Annotated in this window: 10 protein-coding genes and 1 pseudogene; 4 read left to right on the top strand and 7 right to left on the bottom strand. The window is 45.5% G+C overall.

Annotation, left to right across the window (positions count from 1 at the left end):
* Window position 1 precedes the first annotated feature (1 nt).
* Complete coding sequence (locus KFE98_06380) at window positions 2–1,441, bottom strand: hypothetical protein (protein ID UTW63764.1); 1,440 nt, start codon at window positions 1,439–1,441, stop codon at window positions 2–4.
* 230 nt (window positions 1,442–1,671) lie between these two features.
* Window positions 1,672–2,811 (bottom strand): DNA polymerase III subunit delta', encoded by a 1,140-nt coding sequence (locus tag KFE98_06375; GenBank protein UTW63763.1) that lies wholly within the window; start codon window positions 2,809–2,811, stop codon window positions 1,672–1,674.
* 101 nt (window positions 2,812–2,912) lie between these two features.
* Between KFE98_06375 and KFE98_06370 the strand changes: the two genes are divergently transcribed.
* Entirely contained in the window at window positions 2,913–4,106 is a 1,194-nt protein-coding gene (locus KFE98_06370) for a phosphoglycerate kinase (GenBank protein ID UTW63762.1), read from the top strand.
* Between the two features lies 1 nt (window position 4,107).
* Here KFE98_06370 and KFE98_06365 read toward each other — a convergent pair whose 3' ends face one another.
* Window positions 4,108–4,686 carry a CvpA family protein gene (locus KFE98_06365; protein ID UTW63761.1) on the bottom strand — a complete coding sequence of 193 codons (579 nt, stop codon included), beginning with the start codon at window positions 4,684–4,686 and terminating at the stop codon, window positions 4,108–4,110.
* Between the two features lie 93 nt (window positions 4,687–4,779).
* Here KFE98_06365 and KFE98_06360 point away from each other — a divergent pair, with 93 nt between their 5' ends.
* Window positions 4,780–5,118, top strand: coding sequence for a hypothetical protein (locus KFE98_06360; GenBank protein UTW63760.1), 339 nt, complete (start codon window positions 4,780–4,782; stop codon window positions 5,116–5,118).
* A 9-nt stretch (window positions 5,119–5,127) separates the two neighbouring features.
* Here KFE98_06360 and KFE98_06355 read toward each other — a convergent pair whose 3' ends face one another.
* A complete protein-coding gene (locus tag KFE98_06355; protein UTW63759.1) occupies window positions 5,128–5,577 on the bottom strand; it encodes a hypothetical protein in 450 nt (149 codons plus the stop codon).
* Between the two features lie 206 nt (window positions 5,578–5,783).
* Between KFE98_06355 and KFE98_06350 the strand changes: the two are divergent.
* Window positions 5,784–6,505: pseudogene (locus KFE98_06350) on the top strand (peptidylprolyl isomerase).
* A gap of 12 nt (window positions 6,506–6,517) precedes the next feature.
* Here KFE98_06350 and KFE98_06345 read toward each other — a convergent pair.
* The gene (locus KFE98_06345; GenBank protein UTW63758.1) at window positions 6,518–7,393 is read right to left on the bottom strand and encodes a ChaN family lipoprotein; all 876 of its coding nucleotides are present in this window, start codon (window positions 7,391–7,393) and stop codon (window positions 6,518–6,520) included.
* A gap of 134 nt (window positions 7,394–7,527) precedes the next feature.
* Here KFE98_06345 and KFE98_06340 point away from each other — a divergent pair, with 134 nt between their 5' ends.
* A complete protein-coding gene (locus KFE98_06340) occupies window positions 7,528–12,576 on the top strand; it encodes a T9SS type A sorting domain-containing protein (GenBank protein UTW63757.1) in 5,049 nt (1,682 codons plus the stop codon).
* Window positions 12,577–12,592: 16 nt separating this feature from the next.
* On the opposite strand, the gene KFE98_06335 is transcribed toward KFE98_06340, so the two are convergent.
* A complete protein-coding gene (locus tag KFE98_06335; GenBank protein ID UTW63756.1) occupies window positions 12,593–13,381 on the bottom strand; it encodes an SDR family oxidoreductase in 789 nt (262 codons plus the stop codon).
* Complete coding sequence (locus KFE98_06330) at window positions 13,381–15,819, bottom strand: T9SS type A sorting domain-containing protein (protein UTW63755.1); 2,439 nt, start codon at window positions 15,817–15,819, stop codon at window positions 13,381–13,383. Before KFE98_06330 ends, KFE98_06335 begins: the two co-directional genes overlap by 1 nt.
* Window positions 15,820–15,845 lie beyond the last annotated feature (26 nt).

Raw genomic sequence — 15,845 nt, 5'->3', positions numbered from 1 at the left:
ATTATTTCTTCGCTTGAGGGTTATTAGGCTTCTTCTTTGGGCTTCCTTGTCTTTTTGGCCGAGATCCCTGATTGGAATTATTAGTGGCCTTAGGACCTTTGTTTCGGTTGTTTCCGCCCTGGTTTTTATTTCCTCCACCTTGGTTCTTGCCTTGATTCTTATTCTGATTCTTGGCTTGATTCTTCGGGCGGTTACCTTGACTATTGTTCTGACTTTTTGGTCCGCGCTGATTGGAGTTGTTCCCTTTTTTGTTTCCGGGTTTGTTTCCTCCTTTTTGAGCACGAGCTTGTTGTTGCTTCCCACCTGATGATCCGGCGCCTTTTCGATTGCGGCCACCTTTACCTTTGTTTCTTTTCTGCTTGTCAAAACGCTTGAGATCGTCTTGCCCAACTACATTTTCGAAATCGGGTTGACGTTCTACCTCTGCTTGGTGGAAGTCTTTGAGGTCTTCAGGTTCTTTGCCCCGGCGATTCATTTCCATGATTTCCTTTACCCGGTCAAGGGTTACAGGATGGAAAATGGCGGGTTCTTGCAGGTAAATAAACCAAAGTACTTTTTTGAAAATATCGGTCTTTTGAAGGACGGCGTCACCTTTACGGGTTTTCAGCTTAATATCACCTTGCGGAAATTCGCTGAGGGCGTCCATGTAGCTGTCGAGTTCGTAATTGAGACAGCATTTTAGTTTACCGCATTGCCCAGCCAACTTCATTGGGTTGATGGCCAGTTGCTGGTATCGAGCTGCACTGGTGGATACCGTTCTAAAATCGGTTAGCCAGGTAGAGCAGCACAATTCGCGGCCACAGCTACCAATACCACCCACTCGACCGGCCTCTTGTCGAGCGCCAATCTGCTTCATTTCTACCCGAACCTTAAAGGAACTGGCGAATACTTTTATCAATTCACGGAAATCTACACGACCGTCGGAGGTGTAGTAAAAAGTCGCTTTGGTGCCATCACCCTGGTACTCCACATCTGATATTTTCATATCCAACATGAGTTCCATGGCCAACTTACGAGCGCGAATCATAGTCTCGTATTCTTTGTCACGGGCTTTTGCCCATGTATCGAGGTCTTTTTGGCTGGCAATTCGACGAATGCTATTCAGGCTTTTGAAATTGCCTTTAACGCCTTTTTTGGCCATTTGAATCCGGACCAATTCTCCGGTCAATGAAACGGTACCAATATCGCTTCCAAAATTCGCTTCTACCAATACATTGTCGCCCACTTTGGGGTCAACATCGGCTGGATACCGGTAGAATTCTTTGCGGGTGTTCTTAAAACGAACTTCCACGATACGAGATTGGTTTCCAGGAATTTCCATGCCAGCGAGCCAATCGAAAACTTCGAGCTTATTGCACCCTCCAGTGGCACAAAATCCCTTATTCCCGCAACCAGCGGGAGTCGATTGGCATGCTCCACCGGAACAACTACCACATCCCATGAATTATTTCCTTTTATATTTTGTTCACCGGAGCCGGTACTTCGTGAATGAGGTCTTCCCCTTGGCTTTCCGCGGTGAATCTTTGGTTCAACAATTACAACAAAACTAAAGAAAATGGTCGGGTAAAGCGAAACGTGCGTTCAAGAAGGAATTTCGAATAAGCCTTACCGAAAATTTGGAGCCTGAGGATGAAAGGGTAATGGGAAATTTTATTCCTTAAAGCTCGGGAATTAGGCCTTCACTCTCAACAACTTCATGATGTGTATGGAGAGGTCGTAAAAGAGGATTTTGGTATTCGCATTGCGCTGCACATCCCGAATAGCCAATTCAAATTCTTCGATCAATCCCTGGCAATTGGCCTGGTTGATGTAGAGGCAAAACTTTTTGGCGAAAGCCAGTTCTTCGCCTTCCAAGTGAACGAGTTCGGGTGCACCGAAGTTCATCATGAGGCATTCGCGAAAGAGGTGCAGGCCATATTCAAAGAAGGTTTTCAGACTTTCCCGGTTTTGGCGACTAATTCCGTCAATCCAATTGAGAATTTCATGGGGTTTCCGAGCAAAGCAAAGACGCATCCAATGAATAAATTCTTCCCGGTTGCGGTTGTTGTGCTCATCGTGGTTGATCAAAGCCAGGGCTCGATGGTAATTTCCTTCTGCCAGACGAACCACTTCTTTTACATTGGCGGCCGGCAACTGATGCCTTGAGATTAGAGCCTCTTCCAAATCGGAATTTTGCAATCGGGGAACTTTGACCAATTGAGTCCGGGAAGTAATCGTGGGCAAAATTTGATCTCCATCTTCGGCGATCAGGATAAAAACCGTCTTCTCGGGCGGTTCTTCCAAAATCTTCAGCAACTTGTTAGCTGTCTGAACATTCATGTTCTCCATCATCCAGATAATCATCACCTTGTATTCCCCTTCGTAGGGTTTGAGGCTCAGCTTCTTCAGGATCTCCACACTCTCATGCACTCCGATCAATCCTTGCTTGTTGCCAATACCCATCGTTTCGTACCAATCGGTAAGGTTGTGGTAAGGATTTTCCAAGAGGCTTTCCCTCCAGGCAGCAATAAAATTATCCGATGTGGGATGGCTTGTTTTTACCGTATCCGATTTATTGACCGGAAACACAAAATGAAGGTCGGGGTGGACGTACTTATCCAATTTGTAGGCCGAAGAAGTGATTTCCTCATCCAACCATTCGCCATTTTTAAGCTGACAAAGAATAGATCTTGCATAGGCAAGTGCCAATGGAAGCGCGCCACTTCCCTCAGGGCCAATGAACAACTGCGCATGGGGTATGCGTCCATGGTGAAGCGCATCCAAGAGGTGTTTTTTAACCACCTCCTGACCGATAACATCTGTCCATTTCATGATCGGGCCAAAAGTAACCCAATTGCGCTTTGAAACCCTAATTTCTCCGCTGCGATTCGGTAATGGATTTTATATTTGCCTTTGGACATAATACCAGGAACATGAAAACAGTAAAAGATTTTGATGTAAAGGGCAAGAGAGTTCTTACCCGTGTGGATTTTAACGTTCCTCTGAACGATGATTTTGTGGTAACCGATGACACTCGAATGCGAGCTGCACTGCCAACCATTAATTGGATTTTGGAACAAGGCGGATCCCTGGTATTGATGTCCCACCTGGGGCGGCCAAAAAATGGTCCGGAGAATAAGTTCTCTTTGAGTCACTTAGTTGCTCCGCTTTCTGAGCTGACCGGAGTGGAAGTAAAATTCGCGACAGACTGCATTGGAGAAGAAGCTGAATCGCTTTCGGCTAATTTGAAGCCTGGAGAAATTCTGCTTTTAGAAAATCTTAGGTTCTACGATGAGGAGAAAAAAGGAGACGTTGACTTCGCAGGAAAATTGGCTAAGCATGGAGACATGTATGTAAACGATGCCTTTGGTACTGCCCACCGAGCCCATGCAAGTACGGCAATCATTGCCCAGTTTTTTCCCGAAACCAAAGCTTTTGGATTGTTGATGGCTTCTGAGCTGACCAACATTGGCGAAGTGATGGAAAACGCTCGTAAACCTTTTACAGCCGTAATTGGTGGAGCCAAGGTTTCCAGCAAAATTTCAATCATTGAAAACCTTCTGGACAAAATTGATAACCTGATTATCGGTGGTGGAATGTCCTACACCTTTGTAAAAGCCATGGGTGGAGAGGTTGGAAGCTCCTTGGTAGAAGACGACTTTTTGGAAACAGCCAGAGAGGTAATGAAAAAGGCCGATGAAAACGGAGTTCGAATTTTGCTTCCTCAGGATTCGGTTATTGCCGACAACTTCAATAACGAAGCTGAGCGCAAAACTGTAGCCTCCAATCAAATTGATTCCGGCTGGATGGGATTGGACATTGGTCCTGAGGCGGTAGAGCACAACAGCCTTTGCCTGGAAGAATCCAAAACCATTTTGTGGAACGGTCCCATGGGCGTATTCGAAATGGAGAACTTTTCTGCTGGAACCCGGGATATAGCTTACTCGGTAGTTAAGGCCACCGAAAGAGGAGCTTTTTCTTTAGTGGGTGGAGGAGATTCCGTAGCTGCCGTCAACAAATACAACCTTAAAGAACATGTTTCGTACGTGTCTACAGGAGGAGGAGCTATGTTGGAATCTATCGAAGGAAAGTTGTTACCGGGAGTAGCTGCGATTCAGAATAACTAAGCTACACATCTACTACATCAGGTAATTTTTCTACATCCGGAATATCTTCGGGTGAAGGAGTGTCTTCTGGAATTTGGTCGATTAAGTCCCGGTACCAGGACGAATCTTCCAGCGTAGGGAGAAGAAATGGGGTAACCGCGGCCAGCGGTCCGTACAAGTATGATTGCTTGCGTGTGTCTTCTGGAATAAAGGTAAAACGCTGATTAAAAGCTTCGATCAGCAATAGAACTACACTCAGAATCAAAACCATTTTGAGGGTGCCAAAAAGGGCTCCGGCCATTTTATTGGCAAATTTCAGGGCGACCAGATTCACCATTTTTTCCAGAAACTTAGCCAAGGCAAATACACCAGCGACCACCACCAGGAAGGTGACCATAAAGGCGGCAAAATCGAGGGTGTTTCCTTCGAGATTAAATTGGTTTTTGAGCTGTTCTGCAGCTGAATCAGAGAAATAGATTCCACAGTAAATACCTACCACCAAACCAACTAAAGAGGCAATTTCGATGATCAAACCCCGGGTAAAGCCCTTGTAGAACCCATACAAAAGGGGAACAACTAAAATGATGTCTAGTACATTCATCTTCGCCAAAAGTAAGACCCTTGATGGCTAAGCCCTTTGCGTGCAATAATACTTTTCCAATCAGAAAGGTTAAAAACAACCTACTTTTGCCGCATGGAAAACCTGAGGGCACGTTGGGATATAGCTGTAGCTAAGCTGGAGAAGATTTTTGGAGAGGACTTGGACATGCAAGCCATTCTCTTTTTAATTGGAGTTCAGGAACTGGGAAAAGGGCGCCGTAAATTCAACAAACGTCAGAAAATTGAGGTAATTCATATTGCCGTTTGCACCTTGCTGAGTGATTACGGTTTCTACGAGTTTGAAGGTTACGACGATGACGGGTGGCCCCATTGGACAAGAACCCAAAAAATTCCTCACCTAAACGGTTTAGAGCAAGAGAAATTAATGATGGAAGCCATTGTCCATTACGTGGACAAAAAGGAACTTGTATAGAAGGGGGATTTACTCCTTGTTGCAGTTGGTCAGAATCATACGCTGCTCAATAGTTTCATTGATTTCCAGCGTAATAAAAGCTTCCGCACACAAAGTGTCACCAACGGTAAGGGTGCTGTCGGTTCCGGGTAATCCACTACCTGTATTGATGGTTACAACGTCTTCTTTCCAAACGTCAATTTTCAATACAGCAGGATTTTCAAATTCAAACAAAGTTTTACCAACTTGATCGGTGTACTGCGTATCGGCTACGTTGCAGGAGCGAGTTTCATCGGAACGTTGAATGCAGTGAAGAATAACCCGAGCATTTTGCACAGCTGTACCCAAGCTATCCACAACGGTAATTTCGGCTTTCGGTGGAGTATCTTTTTCACAAGAGGAAAAAACCAAGGACACCATTGCCAGAGCAAAAGCTCCGATTAACATTTTTTCTACCGCACGACCAACCAATCTCGTCATTGTAACTAATTTTACGAACACAAATATAGCAATATCAAATCAAATTTTAACCCTCTGTTTTGCAATCGATTAAGTTCAATTCACCGGCTGTAATTTTCGTTTTTTTGATTTCAGCCTCCCTTCTTGTAGGGTGTTCCGTTTTTAAGGGTAAAACACCTAAACCACCTCAAAATGTGCGTGTTTTAGTGGAAACTAATTACGGAAACATGACGGTTTTATTGTACGATGACACACCCATCCATCGTGATAATTTCATGAAACTGGTGGATTCGGCTTACTACGATAGCTTGTTGTTTCACCGGGTGATAAACAAGTTTATGATTCAGGGAGGGGACCCCAGTTCGAAGGGAGCTGAACCTGGCCGTACTCTTGGAAACAGTGGGCCGGGATATACGCTGCCGGCTGAAATTGTAACTGGGCATTACCACAAAAGGGGGCTTTGGCTGCTGCTCGTCAAGGTGACGATATCAATCCGGAGAAGAGAAGTTCGGGGTCTCAATTTTATTTGGTTCAAGGAAAGGCCTACACCAAAACAGATCTTTTGGCCATGCAGGAAAGCTTTAACGAAGGCAAGAAAATCAAGCATCTGCAAAGCGAACTGAACAAGCCTGAGAATAAACCGGTTATGGATGCCTTAATGTATTACCGCAATGCCCGAATGAGTTTCAAGTACGATAGTTTGATTCGGTCCTACGACCCAATGCTCGAGGCTTATTTGGATTCAGTGGGTCGTTTTAAGTTTGATGAGACCCAGCTAGAAATTTACTCAACAGTTGGAGGAACCCCGCACTTGGATGGAGGTTATACTGTTTTTGGCGAAATTGTAGAAGGCCTTGAAGTCCTCAATGCCATTGCCGGAGTGAAAACAGATCGCTACGACCGCCCGGTAGAAGATGTGATGATCTTAAATATGAAGTACGTCAAGTAAGGCCTTTCTGATTTAGTACGATTTCGGGCTGTTCGTTGGGACGACGAAAATATAGTGCCCCTGCTTTTTCCATTCTTTTGAAAAACCGTTCTCATCGCTTTCCAGGGAAGAGATGATTACTACCTTAAGTTTTTTGTTGAACTGCTTGAGGTACCAGGCAATTCCGCCCCCGTTTTTGGAGTGGAAATCACCGTGGAAGTGAACAAACTTCTCACCCTCCTCCCAATTAGAATATAGAAAATGGGCCATGGTGGCATCTTTGAGAGCCTGAGCCTGAACCATCTTTCGGGTATCCATTTGGTGCCCTGATCCAAAATCCTGCTCAAGGAGTTCCTTGTATCCTGGGGCTTTGTAATTAAGCTCAATAGGAACCGGCGCCAGCCATTGACGATCGCTATCACTCAGAGTGGTGTAGAGGCTGTCTAAGCCATGATAGGCGGCAAATCGAGGGTAACTTCTTGGGGTGTTGGTTCCGTAAAAAGGAATATTCGCCCGTTTGGCTTCAACCAGTAGTGGGCGGTAATCCGTTACGTAGTTGGGCCAAAGCTTGGTTGAATGCTCAAAAACAGAATCGGTTATAATTCCTTGTAGGTACTCATCCATTAAGGTCTGTTGAGAAGTGATAAACATTTCAGCACCCACTTTCACCTTCGGGGCGTAATCCTTGAGTACAGTTTGAAGCAGTTTCAATTCCAATTCATGCACGGTTTGATTGTTGTGCAATTCTCCGAAAAGAATAATATCGGCTTCTTGAAAATCAGAGGCCATTTCTTGCCAGGTCACTAATTTTCCTTTCCCGTTAAAGAGGGTGTAACTGGAATCATTTTGACCATTTACCGAAAGGCTTAGGCCAAGAACGGTTAGGAGAATAAAATACCGGAAGCTCAATTTCAGCGATTTTTTTAGTTATGCGGCCCAAATGTACGTTACCACGGGATTTTACGCATTTTAATTTTCGTTAGATTTGGGAGTCAAATCCCAAACGCTTTAACCTTCTCTGGTGTTAGGGTAATTGTATGAAAATGAAGAAACTGCTACTCATGGCCGGATGGATGGGAATGGTGATTTCCACCACCTCATTACAGGCCCAGGACGATCTATATTACTTGGAGATAAATGGCGAGGATACCACCATCAATCGTGAGCTATTTACCAAGTACCTCAACGAGCATCCCTTTGAAAACCGCCCAAGAATGACCAAGGCGGAATGGAAAAAAGTGCCCAAGGAAGATCGACCTGACCTGGCTTGGGAGCAAGATTTTTTAAGGACCATGGACCCAAAAACCGGTCGCCCAATGACGGAGCGCTTGTTTCCGATTTTAGCGTCAATGCACGGTGGATCGGCGCAACAGGGCCTTGCACCAGGAGGAGGAAGTAGCAATCAATGGACGGAAAGAGGTCCGAATAATGTGGGTGGCCGAACTCGAGCTCTCATGTTTGATCCCAATGATGCTACCCATAAAAAAGTTTGGGCTGGTGGTGTAACTGGTGGCCTTTGGGTAAACAATGATATTACCAGCAGTACCAGTACATGGACGGCGATCAATGACTTTTGGGCCAATATCGCGATTACCTGTATCGCCTATGATCCGAATAACACCAATGTAATGTACGTGGGAACCGGTGAAGGCTGGGGAACGGGATCGAGCAGAGGTGCCGGAATTTGGAAAACCACGAATGGCGGTACAACCTGGACGCAATTAACAAGCACAACCACTTACTACTACGTAAACGATATCGTTGTTCGCGACGAAGGAACGACCAGTGTGGTTTTTGCTGCAGTAAACCAAATGTCTTACCGAGGGCAGTTTCACGGTCCCCAAGGGTTGTTTCGTTCAACGAATGGAGGTACGTCGTGGTCTCAAGTTTTGCCAAATACCGGATCTCAGCCTCACGCACCGGCGGATATAGAAATTGCCAAAGACAATCGAATTTGGGTAGGAACCCGTGCAAACTCTTTTGGTTCTGGTGGAGGAAAAGTACTGTACTCCGATAATGGAACCACCTGGACTACCTCATTTACTCATCCCAATAGTGCACGTCGGGTTGAGCTTTCCTGCGCACCCAGTGATTCGGCTGTGGTTTATGGTATTGTAGAAAAGTCTTCCAAGGTGGAGGATATCATTAAGACCACGAACCATGGAACCACTTGGTTGAGATCGGCTACGAGTGCCAACCTGACCGAACCCAATGACGCAGATAATGGTATTCCGGCTACCGATTTCACCCGAAATCAGGCTTGGTATGACCTTATCTCGGTTGTAAACCCGAATGATGAAGACGATGTTATCGTTGGAGGAATTGATCTATTTCGTTCCACCGATGGGGGTAAAACCTGGACTCAGATTTCAAAGTGGTCCAACAATCCGAACCTGAATACCTTGAGCTGTCCTTTGGTACATGCTGACCAGCACATGGCCATCTACCGTCCCGGGACCACCAAAGAACTCCTTTTTGGAAATGACGGTGGTGTATACTACTGCAGTGATGTGACCAAGGCTCATAATACCTTCAACATTATCTCTGCCAGAAATTCGGGTTACAATGTGACTCAGTTTTACGCAGGAGCCATTCACCCCAATGCAGGGTCCAATAACATGATTGCCGGATCTCAGGACAACGGAACGCAACGTTTTACCGCGGCTGGAATGAATTCTACTTCTCGGCCTATTGGTGGAGATGGAGCATTTTGCCACATCGACCAAACCAATGGATCTTATCAGGCGGGTAGTTATGTGTACAATAGTTTGTATCGCTCGACAAATAGTGGGGCATTCTTCTCCCGGTTTATTAATGATGTGAACACGGGGCGCTTCATCAATCCAAGTGACTACGACAATTCCCTAAAGATTCTGTACACCTGTAAAACCAATTCTGAGATTTATCGGTTTTCCAATTTTTCTGGAGCAAGTATTTCTACTTCTACCATAACTGTGACCGGGATGACTGCCAAGGCAACAGCTATGACCGTTTCTCCGAATACCACAGCCAGTACCACCATATTTGTTGGAAATTCAAGTGGTCAGTTATTTAAAATGACCAATGCCAATGCGACTCCCGTGGTAACGGACATGGATCCAGGCAACACATTGCCTTCTTCATCCATTTCCTGTATCGAAGTGGGAACGAACGACAACGAACTGTTGGTCACTTTCTTTAACTATGGAACCACATCGGTATGGTATACTTCCAATGGAGGAACATCCTGGGTAAGTAAGGAGGGTAACCTTCCTGATATGCCTGTTCGCTGGGCCATGTACAATCCAAGAAACCGGAAGGAAGTAATCCTGGCTACAGAAATTGGAGTTTGGGCAACCACGGATATTACCGTAGCGAGCCCGACATGGGTGGCATCTAACAACGGCTTGGCCAATGTGCGGGTAGATATGTTGCAATACCGAACAAGTGATTCCCTGGTCATGGCGATTACCCATGGACGTGGTGTATTTACCGGTCGGTTTAAAACTCCATCTTCCGGTGGAGGTAGTAAACCCGTTCCGTCTTATACCACGAATAGGGACACGATTTGTGCGGGTGATTCAGTTCTCTTTACCAGCACTACCACCAATAATCCAACATCTGTAGAGTGGACCTTTACCGGAGGATCTCCTGCTACAGCCAATGCTTCCCCAGTACAGGTGACTTACAACGCTGCCGGATCTTATGCGGTTAAGCTCAAGGCCACCAATTCATCAGGAAGTGATTCCATTACAACCAATAACAAGATTTTTGTTCGGGCTTTACCAACGGTCAATTTGCCAAATCCGGGCCCCTTCTGTTCCAACGACAGCCCAATTACGCTATCGGGAGGAACTCCTACAGGTGGAACTTACTTGCTCAATGGGTTTACCGTAACCACTTTTGACCCTACAACAGCAGGTGTAGGAAATTATACCCTGGAATACCAGTACACCGATGCAAATGGGTGTAAGAATTCCGATATGAAAACTATTGTGGTAAATGCTCATCCAACAGCTGGAGCCACCACCGTAAATCCGGTTTGTGAAAATGCGCCGGCATTTGCTTTAACTAATGGAACTCCTTCTGGTGGTGTTTATTCTGGGCCAGGTGTGAGTGCCGGTCAATTCGACCCATCCGTGGCTGGAGCCGGAGCACACTCTATTCAATACAAATTCACCAATAGCAACCAATGTTCTGATAGCACCACCTTCAGCCTTACGGTTAATGCTAAACCAACAGTAACATTTACTGGGGTTGGACCTTTTTGTTCAGGAGACACCGCCCAACTGCTCACTCAAGGGTCGCCTTCGGGAGGAACGTATTCTGGTCCAGGTGTAACCAACGGTCGTTTTGACCCATCTGCTGTGGGAGTGGGATCCTACACATTGAAATATGTGTTTACAGATGCGAATGGCTGTTCAGATTCTGCCACGACTTCTGTTAGCGTTTCCAATGGTGTTTCCGTAACCTTGGCACCCTTTGCCGATCTTTGTGGTAATGAGCCAAGTTTCATTTTAACGGGTGGACTTCCTAATGGAGGAACCTATTCAGGTCCAGGAGTTTCAGGAGGAATTTTTGACCCTGCAGTTGCTGGTCCAGGTACCCATACAATCACTTATACGCATCTATTGGGATGTGGTGGTGGTGCAGCTACCGAAACAATTAAGGTAGATTCATTTCCCAATCTTGTCATTTCGAATGACACCTTTGTATGTGTAGGAGAATCGGTACAAATATCAGCTTCAGGGGCAACGAGCTACTCTTGGTCTCCAGCTGGATCATTAATTGGTTCTTCGTCACCGAGTCCGGTGGCTACTCCAACGGTTACCACGGTTTACACTGTGACTGGAAGCTATGCCAATTCCTGTAGTGCCAAGGATTCGGTTAGAGTAATCGCCAGACCTCTTCCTAACGTGAATGCAGGCCCGGATACTTCTGCTTGTGCGGGAACACCATTCCAATTGCAGGCAAGTGGTGCGATAAGCTATACCTGGATTCCCCCTGTAGGATTGAGCAGCACGACCGTATCTAATCCGGTAGCAACCATTAATACGAATCAGACCTACATTGTTACAGGTACCGATGCATTTGGTTGTAGCAATACCGATGTAATTAATTTGACTGTACTGAGTGCACCAAATGTAAGTTTGACCTTGCAGGATTCAGTGTGCGAAGAAACCCCTCCATTTACGCTTAATGGTGGAACTCCAACTGGAGGTCTTTACACCGGCTCTGGTGTTATTAATGGGGTGTTTGATCCTAAAGTAGCTGGATTGGGAACCCATTTTGTATACTACTCGGTGGCCGGATCCAATGGTTGTTCAGCTGCAGATACCCAAAAGATTGAAGTAACTGGCCCACCAACGGTCAATTGGATTCAAGCTGGGCCATTCTGTAACGGTGATTCACCAACGGCCTTGCAGGCTTCTCCAAGCGGAGGTACGTTTTCCGGACCAGGGGTTTCATCAGGTAATTTCGACCCTTCAGAGGCCGGAGAAGGAAACCATGTTTTGACCTATGAGGTAACCGATGCAAATGGATGTACCACAAGCTCGGAACAAAAGGTTCGGGTGTTCCCAGCCTCACCAATCGATTCGATTCAAGGCTTTTTCCATGTGGTGCAAAATCAGTCTTACAATTACCTGGTTAATGCCGTTAATGGAGCTTCCTATACCTGGCAGGCAATTAGCGGAACCATCATGAATACTCAATCCAATGGAGCGGCCATTCGATGGGGAGCAGGGCCGACTGGTGAAATTGAAGTGGTGCAAGTCACCGCTAATGGTTGTCGCGATACAACTCGTGAAATTGTTTACATCAGTATTCTTGGAACGGAAGAGTTTGAGTTGGCAGGAAACAAAATTCGTGTCTATCCAAACCCAGCTACCGATCAGGTGCGAGTTCGCTTTGAAACGGCCTTGTGGTTGAATGAAGTAAATCTGTATTTGTACAACGCTTCCGGACAGGAATTGTACAAAGCTTCACGCTCCAATCTTACATCAGGTGACGAATGGGTAATCGATGCCTTGAACCTGGATAATGGAATGTACTTCCTTCATCTGGAATCCAATGGAAATCGGATCCAGGCACCGGTAATCATTCAGAAATAAAAGAGGGAAACCTCGTTTACAAACTTCCTGTTCTTCCTCCATCAACCGGAACATTGATTCCGTTGATGTAGGAGGCTGCAGGGGAGGCCAAAAAGGCAATGGCGTTTGCCACTTCTTCGGGCTCTGCAATGCGATTCATGGGAACCTGCTTGGCCATACCATCCAACACTTCCTCAGCCGATTTGCCGGTTTTAGCCGCTTTGTTTTCAGCAATGGAAGAGAGTCTAACGGTATTTGTGGCTCCCGGTAAAACGTTGTTTACCGTAATGTTGAATGCACCAAGTTCATTGGCCAAAGTCTTAGACCAATTGGCAACAGCCCCTCGTATGGTGTTGGATACACCTAATCCATTTAATGGAATCTTAACCGAGGTGGAAATAACATTAACGATACGACCGTATCCGCTTTCCTTCATTCCGGGAACTACAGCCTGAGCCAAAATCTGATTACAGATCAGGTGTTGATTGAAAGCAATTCGATAAGCTTCAATATCGGCATCAATCGCTTGTCCACCAGCAGGGCCGCCTGTGTTGTTAATCAAAATGTGGTAGCTGTTTCCGGCTTCCACGTGAGAAGTGATCACTTGATTTAATCCGTCTGGAGAAGAAAAATCAGCTTGCAGGTAGCTGTGCTCTTGTCCTTTTGGGGTGGGCAATTCGTTGCGAACGGCCTGCAATTTGTCTTCGTTTCGGGCAACGAGAGTTACGGTTGCACCTAATAGCGCTAACTCAATGGCCGCTGCTTTTCCTATTCCTTGTGTACTTCCGCATACCAAAGCATGCTTTCCAGATAGATCCAGATTCATTATCTAACAATCAGTTTTTCCGTGATCAGGCCTTGGCCCGTATTTACCAGGACAAAGTAAATACCTGTTTCGAAATGACTGGTGTTTACACGCAAATTATTCTGATCTTCTAAATCTTCTTGCAAAAGAATCTGACCTTTAAGGTCTACCAGGGTAACGGTCAACTCGGTATTTCTGGATTGTTCAATTTGAATATTGACCTCGTCTGTAGCCGGGTTTGGATAGAGTTTTACTTGCGTAAACACATCTTTAGCGGCAACTTCTGAGGTAGATAGATTAACTCCATCAATGTATTCATGACCTTGTCCAGAGGCACTCACGGTAAAGCTCCACACCTGGCTCCAGTCTGAAATGAATGTGCCTCGGTGAGTTCGCACTCTCCAGTAGTAAGTTTTTCCAGGAGTTAAGTTACCCGGTTTGAATCGAGTGTCGTCGTTGTTTGGCGTGCCATCGATGTAGTCCTTGGTTCCCTGGAAGGCAGAGGCGGAAAATTGCGCATCTTCACTCACTGCATATTCGTAACGGGTTACATACGGAACGGCTTTCCAATCCAGGAATACGTCGCTCGAAACACTGTCCATTCCATTTAATGGGAACTCAAGTACAGGAACGTCATCATAGCTTCCTGTCAAGTTGATATCATCAATAAAGAAGTTATTTCCTCCTCGCTTTTCTACCTCAAACCGTACCATCAGGTTTTGGGTAAAATCGTTTCCGGAAAAATTTTGGAATGTCACCTCATACCAATCAGAAGCCTGCGTAGGGAAGAAGGCGTTCGATTCTGATTTTCCATCAGCAAGGGTATTACCGTTATGAGTTTGTCTCAAATTCCAAGTTTCACCGCAGTCGCTGGATACGAATACCCGGAAAATATCCGAAGCAGTTTGTCCGGGAATTTCGGCATGAGCAACCTTGAAAGTAAGTTTTGGACTCTTGATGTTACTGAGGTCAATCGGGTCACTAATCACTGATTCAACCTGGTAAGGTAAATTGTCGAAGTTTTCAAGCATTAGGTACTTATCTCCAGAGTAACCCGTTCCTGTTCCTAATCTCCAATAGATGTTGTCATTGTCTTCGTTTATGGGGTACCAGGAAACTTGAACTAAGGCATCAGGGTAACTTTCAAAATTTTCGGAGTAAGGAAGGAAATGACCCACACTTCGGTTGATTCGAATAAAGTTTTCTACCGTTTTAGTTTTGGTCACCCCATCTTTGTTTCTTACCGTCAATTTAACTTTGTAAGACCCAGGATTTGCATAGGTAATCTGAGGGTTTTTCTCGGTTGATGTGGAAGGATTTCCTCCTTCAAACTCCCAGCTCCAATTGGTCACATCGTAGTAAGAATCATCCTGGAATTGAACCATTTCTCCCGTACATGCAACCGGTGTTTCGGTGCTAAACATAGCCTCGTGCAAGTCCAAAACTCCTGCACTTTTATTATTTGAGAACGAAACCAATTGGTTTCTCTGAGCCACTGGGCTGTTCAACGTCGCTTGCATGGCCAAAACCTGACGAGCGGTAAACATGTTGCTGCAGTAGGAGTACTCCATGAAGTTCTGTACATTATCCAAGCTTCCGCAAGTAGAACCATTCACATTACAAGAAGTCCAACCTACGGTAAGTGGGGTATCAAAAATGCCATCGTCGGTGTTGCAGTTAGTAGCTAAGCCAGGAGTGTTTGTTCCTCCCCAAGGATGTTCCAGATTGAGCCAGTGTCCTATTTCATGAGTCAAGGCTCTGGAGCGACGCTCGTTTCCGGTTCTAACGGAAGAAAAATAAGTGTACAACAGAATGATTCCATCTGTGGAAGCACGCCAGTGAGCGGTAGAAGGCAAAAAGGTGTATCCGGCAGCACCACTTCCAATGGAGTTTACAATCCATACATTCAAATAGGTGCTTCTCGGCCAAGTGTTCAGCTTTGAACTTTCGCCGGCCTGGAACGTGCGGGAAGAACTAATGCGGTCAATTCCACTATGAGGGTTTCCTTGAGGGTCCCTTTTTGCTAACCGGAATTCGATCCGCGCATCACCTACGATAGATTGAAACGCACTAATAACATCAGAAGTATCGGCATTTCTTTTTTGAAAATCCTCGTTTAAGATGCGCATCGCATCGTGAATCTCCGTGTCGGTCAAAAGCTCAGGGCCATTTTGGTGTAACACGTGAAATACAACGGGAATAATGTAATCGCTTTCATCATTACGAGAGGCATCGTTTTCATGGGCCTTGATGTAAGCCGCTGTAAATTCAGCCAGTTCTTTTTCTTTCGCAGTAATCTTATCCGCCAGATGGGGATTTAATCGTTTTTGCGTTTCATTTAACATGAAGTCATCTTCCACGAAAGGATGTTCGTGGTGATCGTGCCCGGTTTGAGCAAAAGAAAACGTTGAGGTTAGTAGAAGGGTGGTTATCAATCCATTGATGAAAGTAATTCTCATAAGTTATCCCCCAATTAAGAAGCGTA

The organism is bacterium SCSIO 12741, from assembly GCA_024398055.1.
In the GTDB taxonomy this organism is placed as follows: Bacteria; Bacteroidota; Bacteroidia; order Flavobacteriales_G; family Salibacteraceae; genus SCSIO-12741.
Note: the sequence above shows the minus strand (reverse complement) of the source record. Positions and strands in the feature narration are given on the sequence as shown.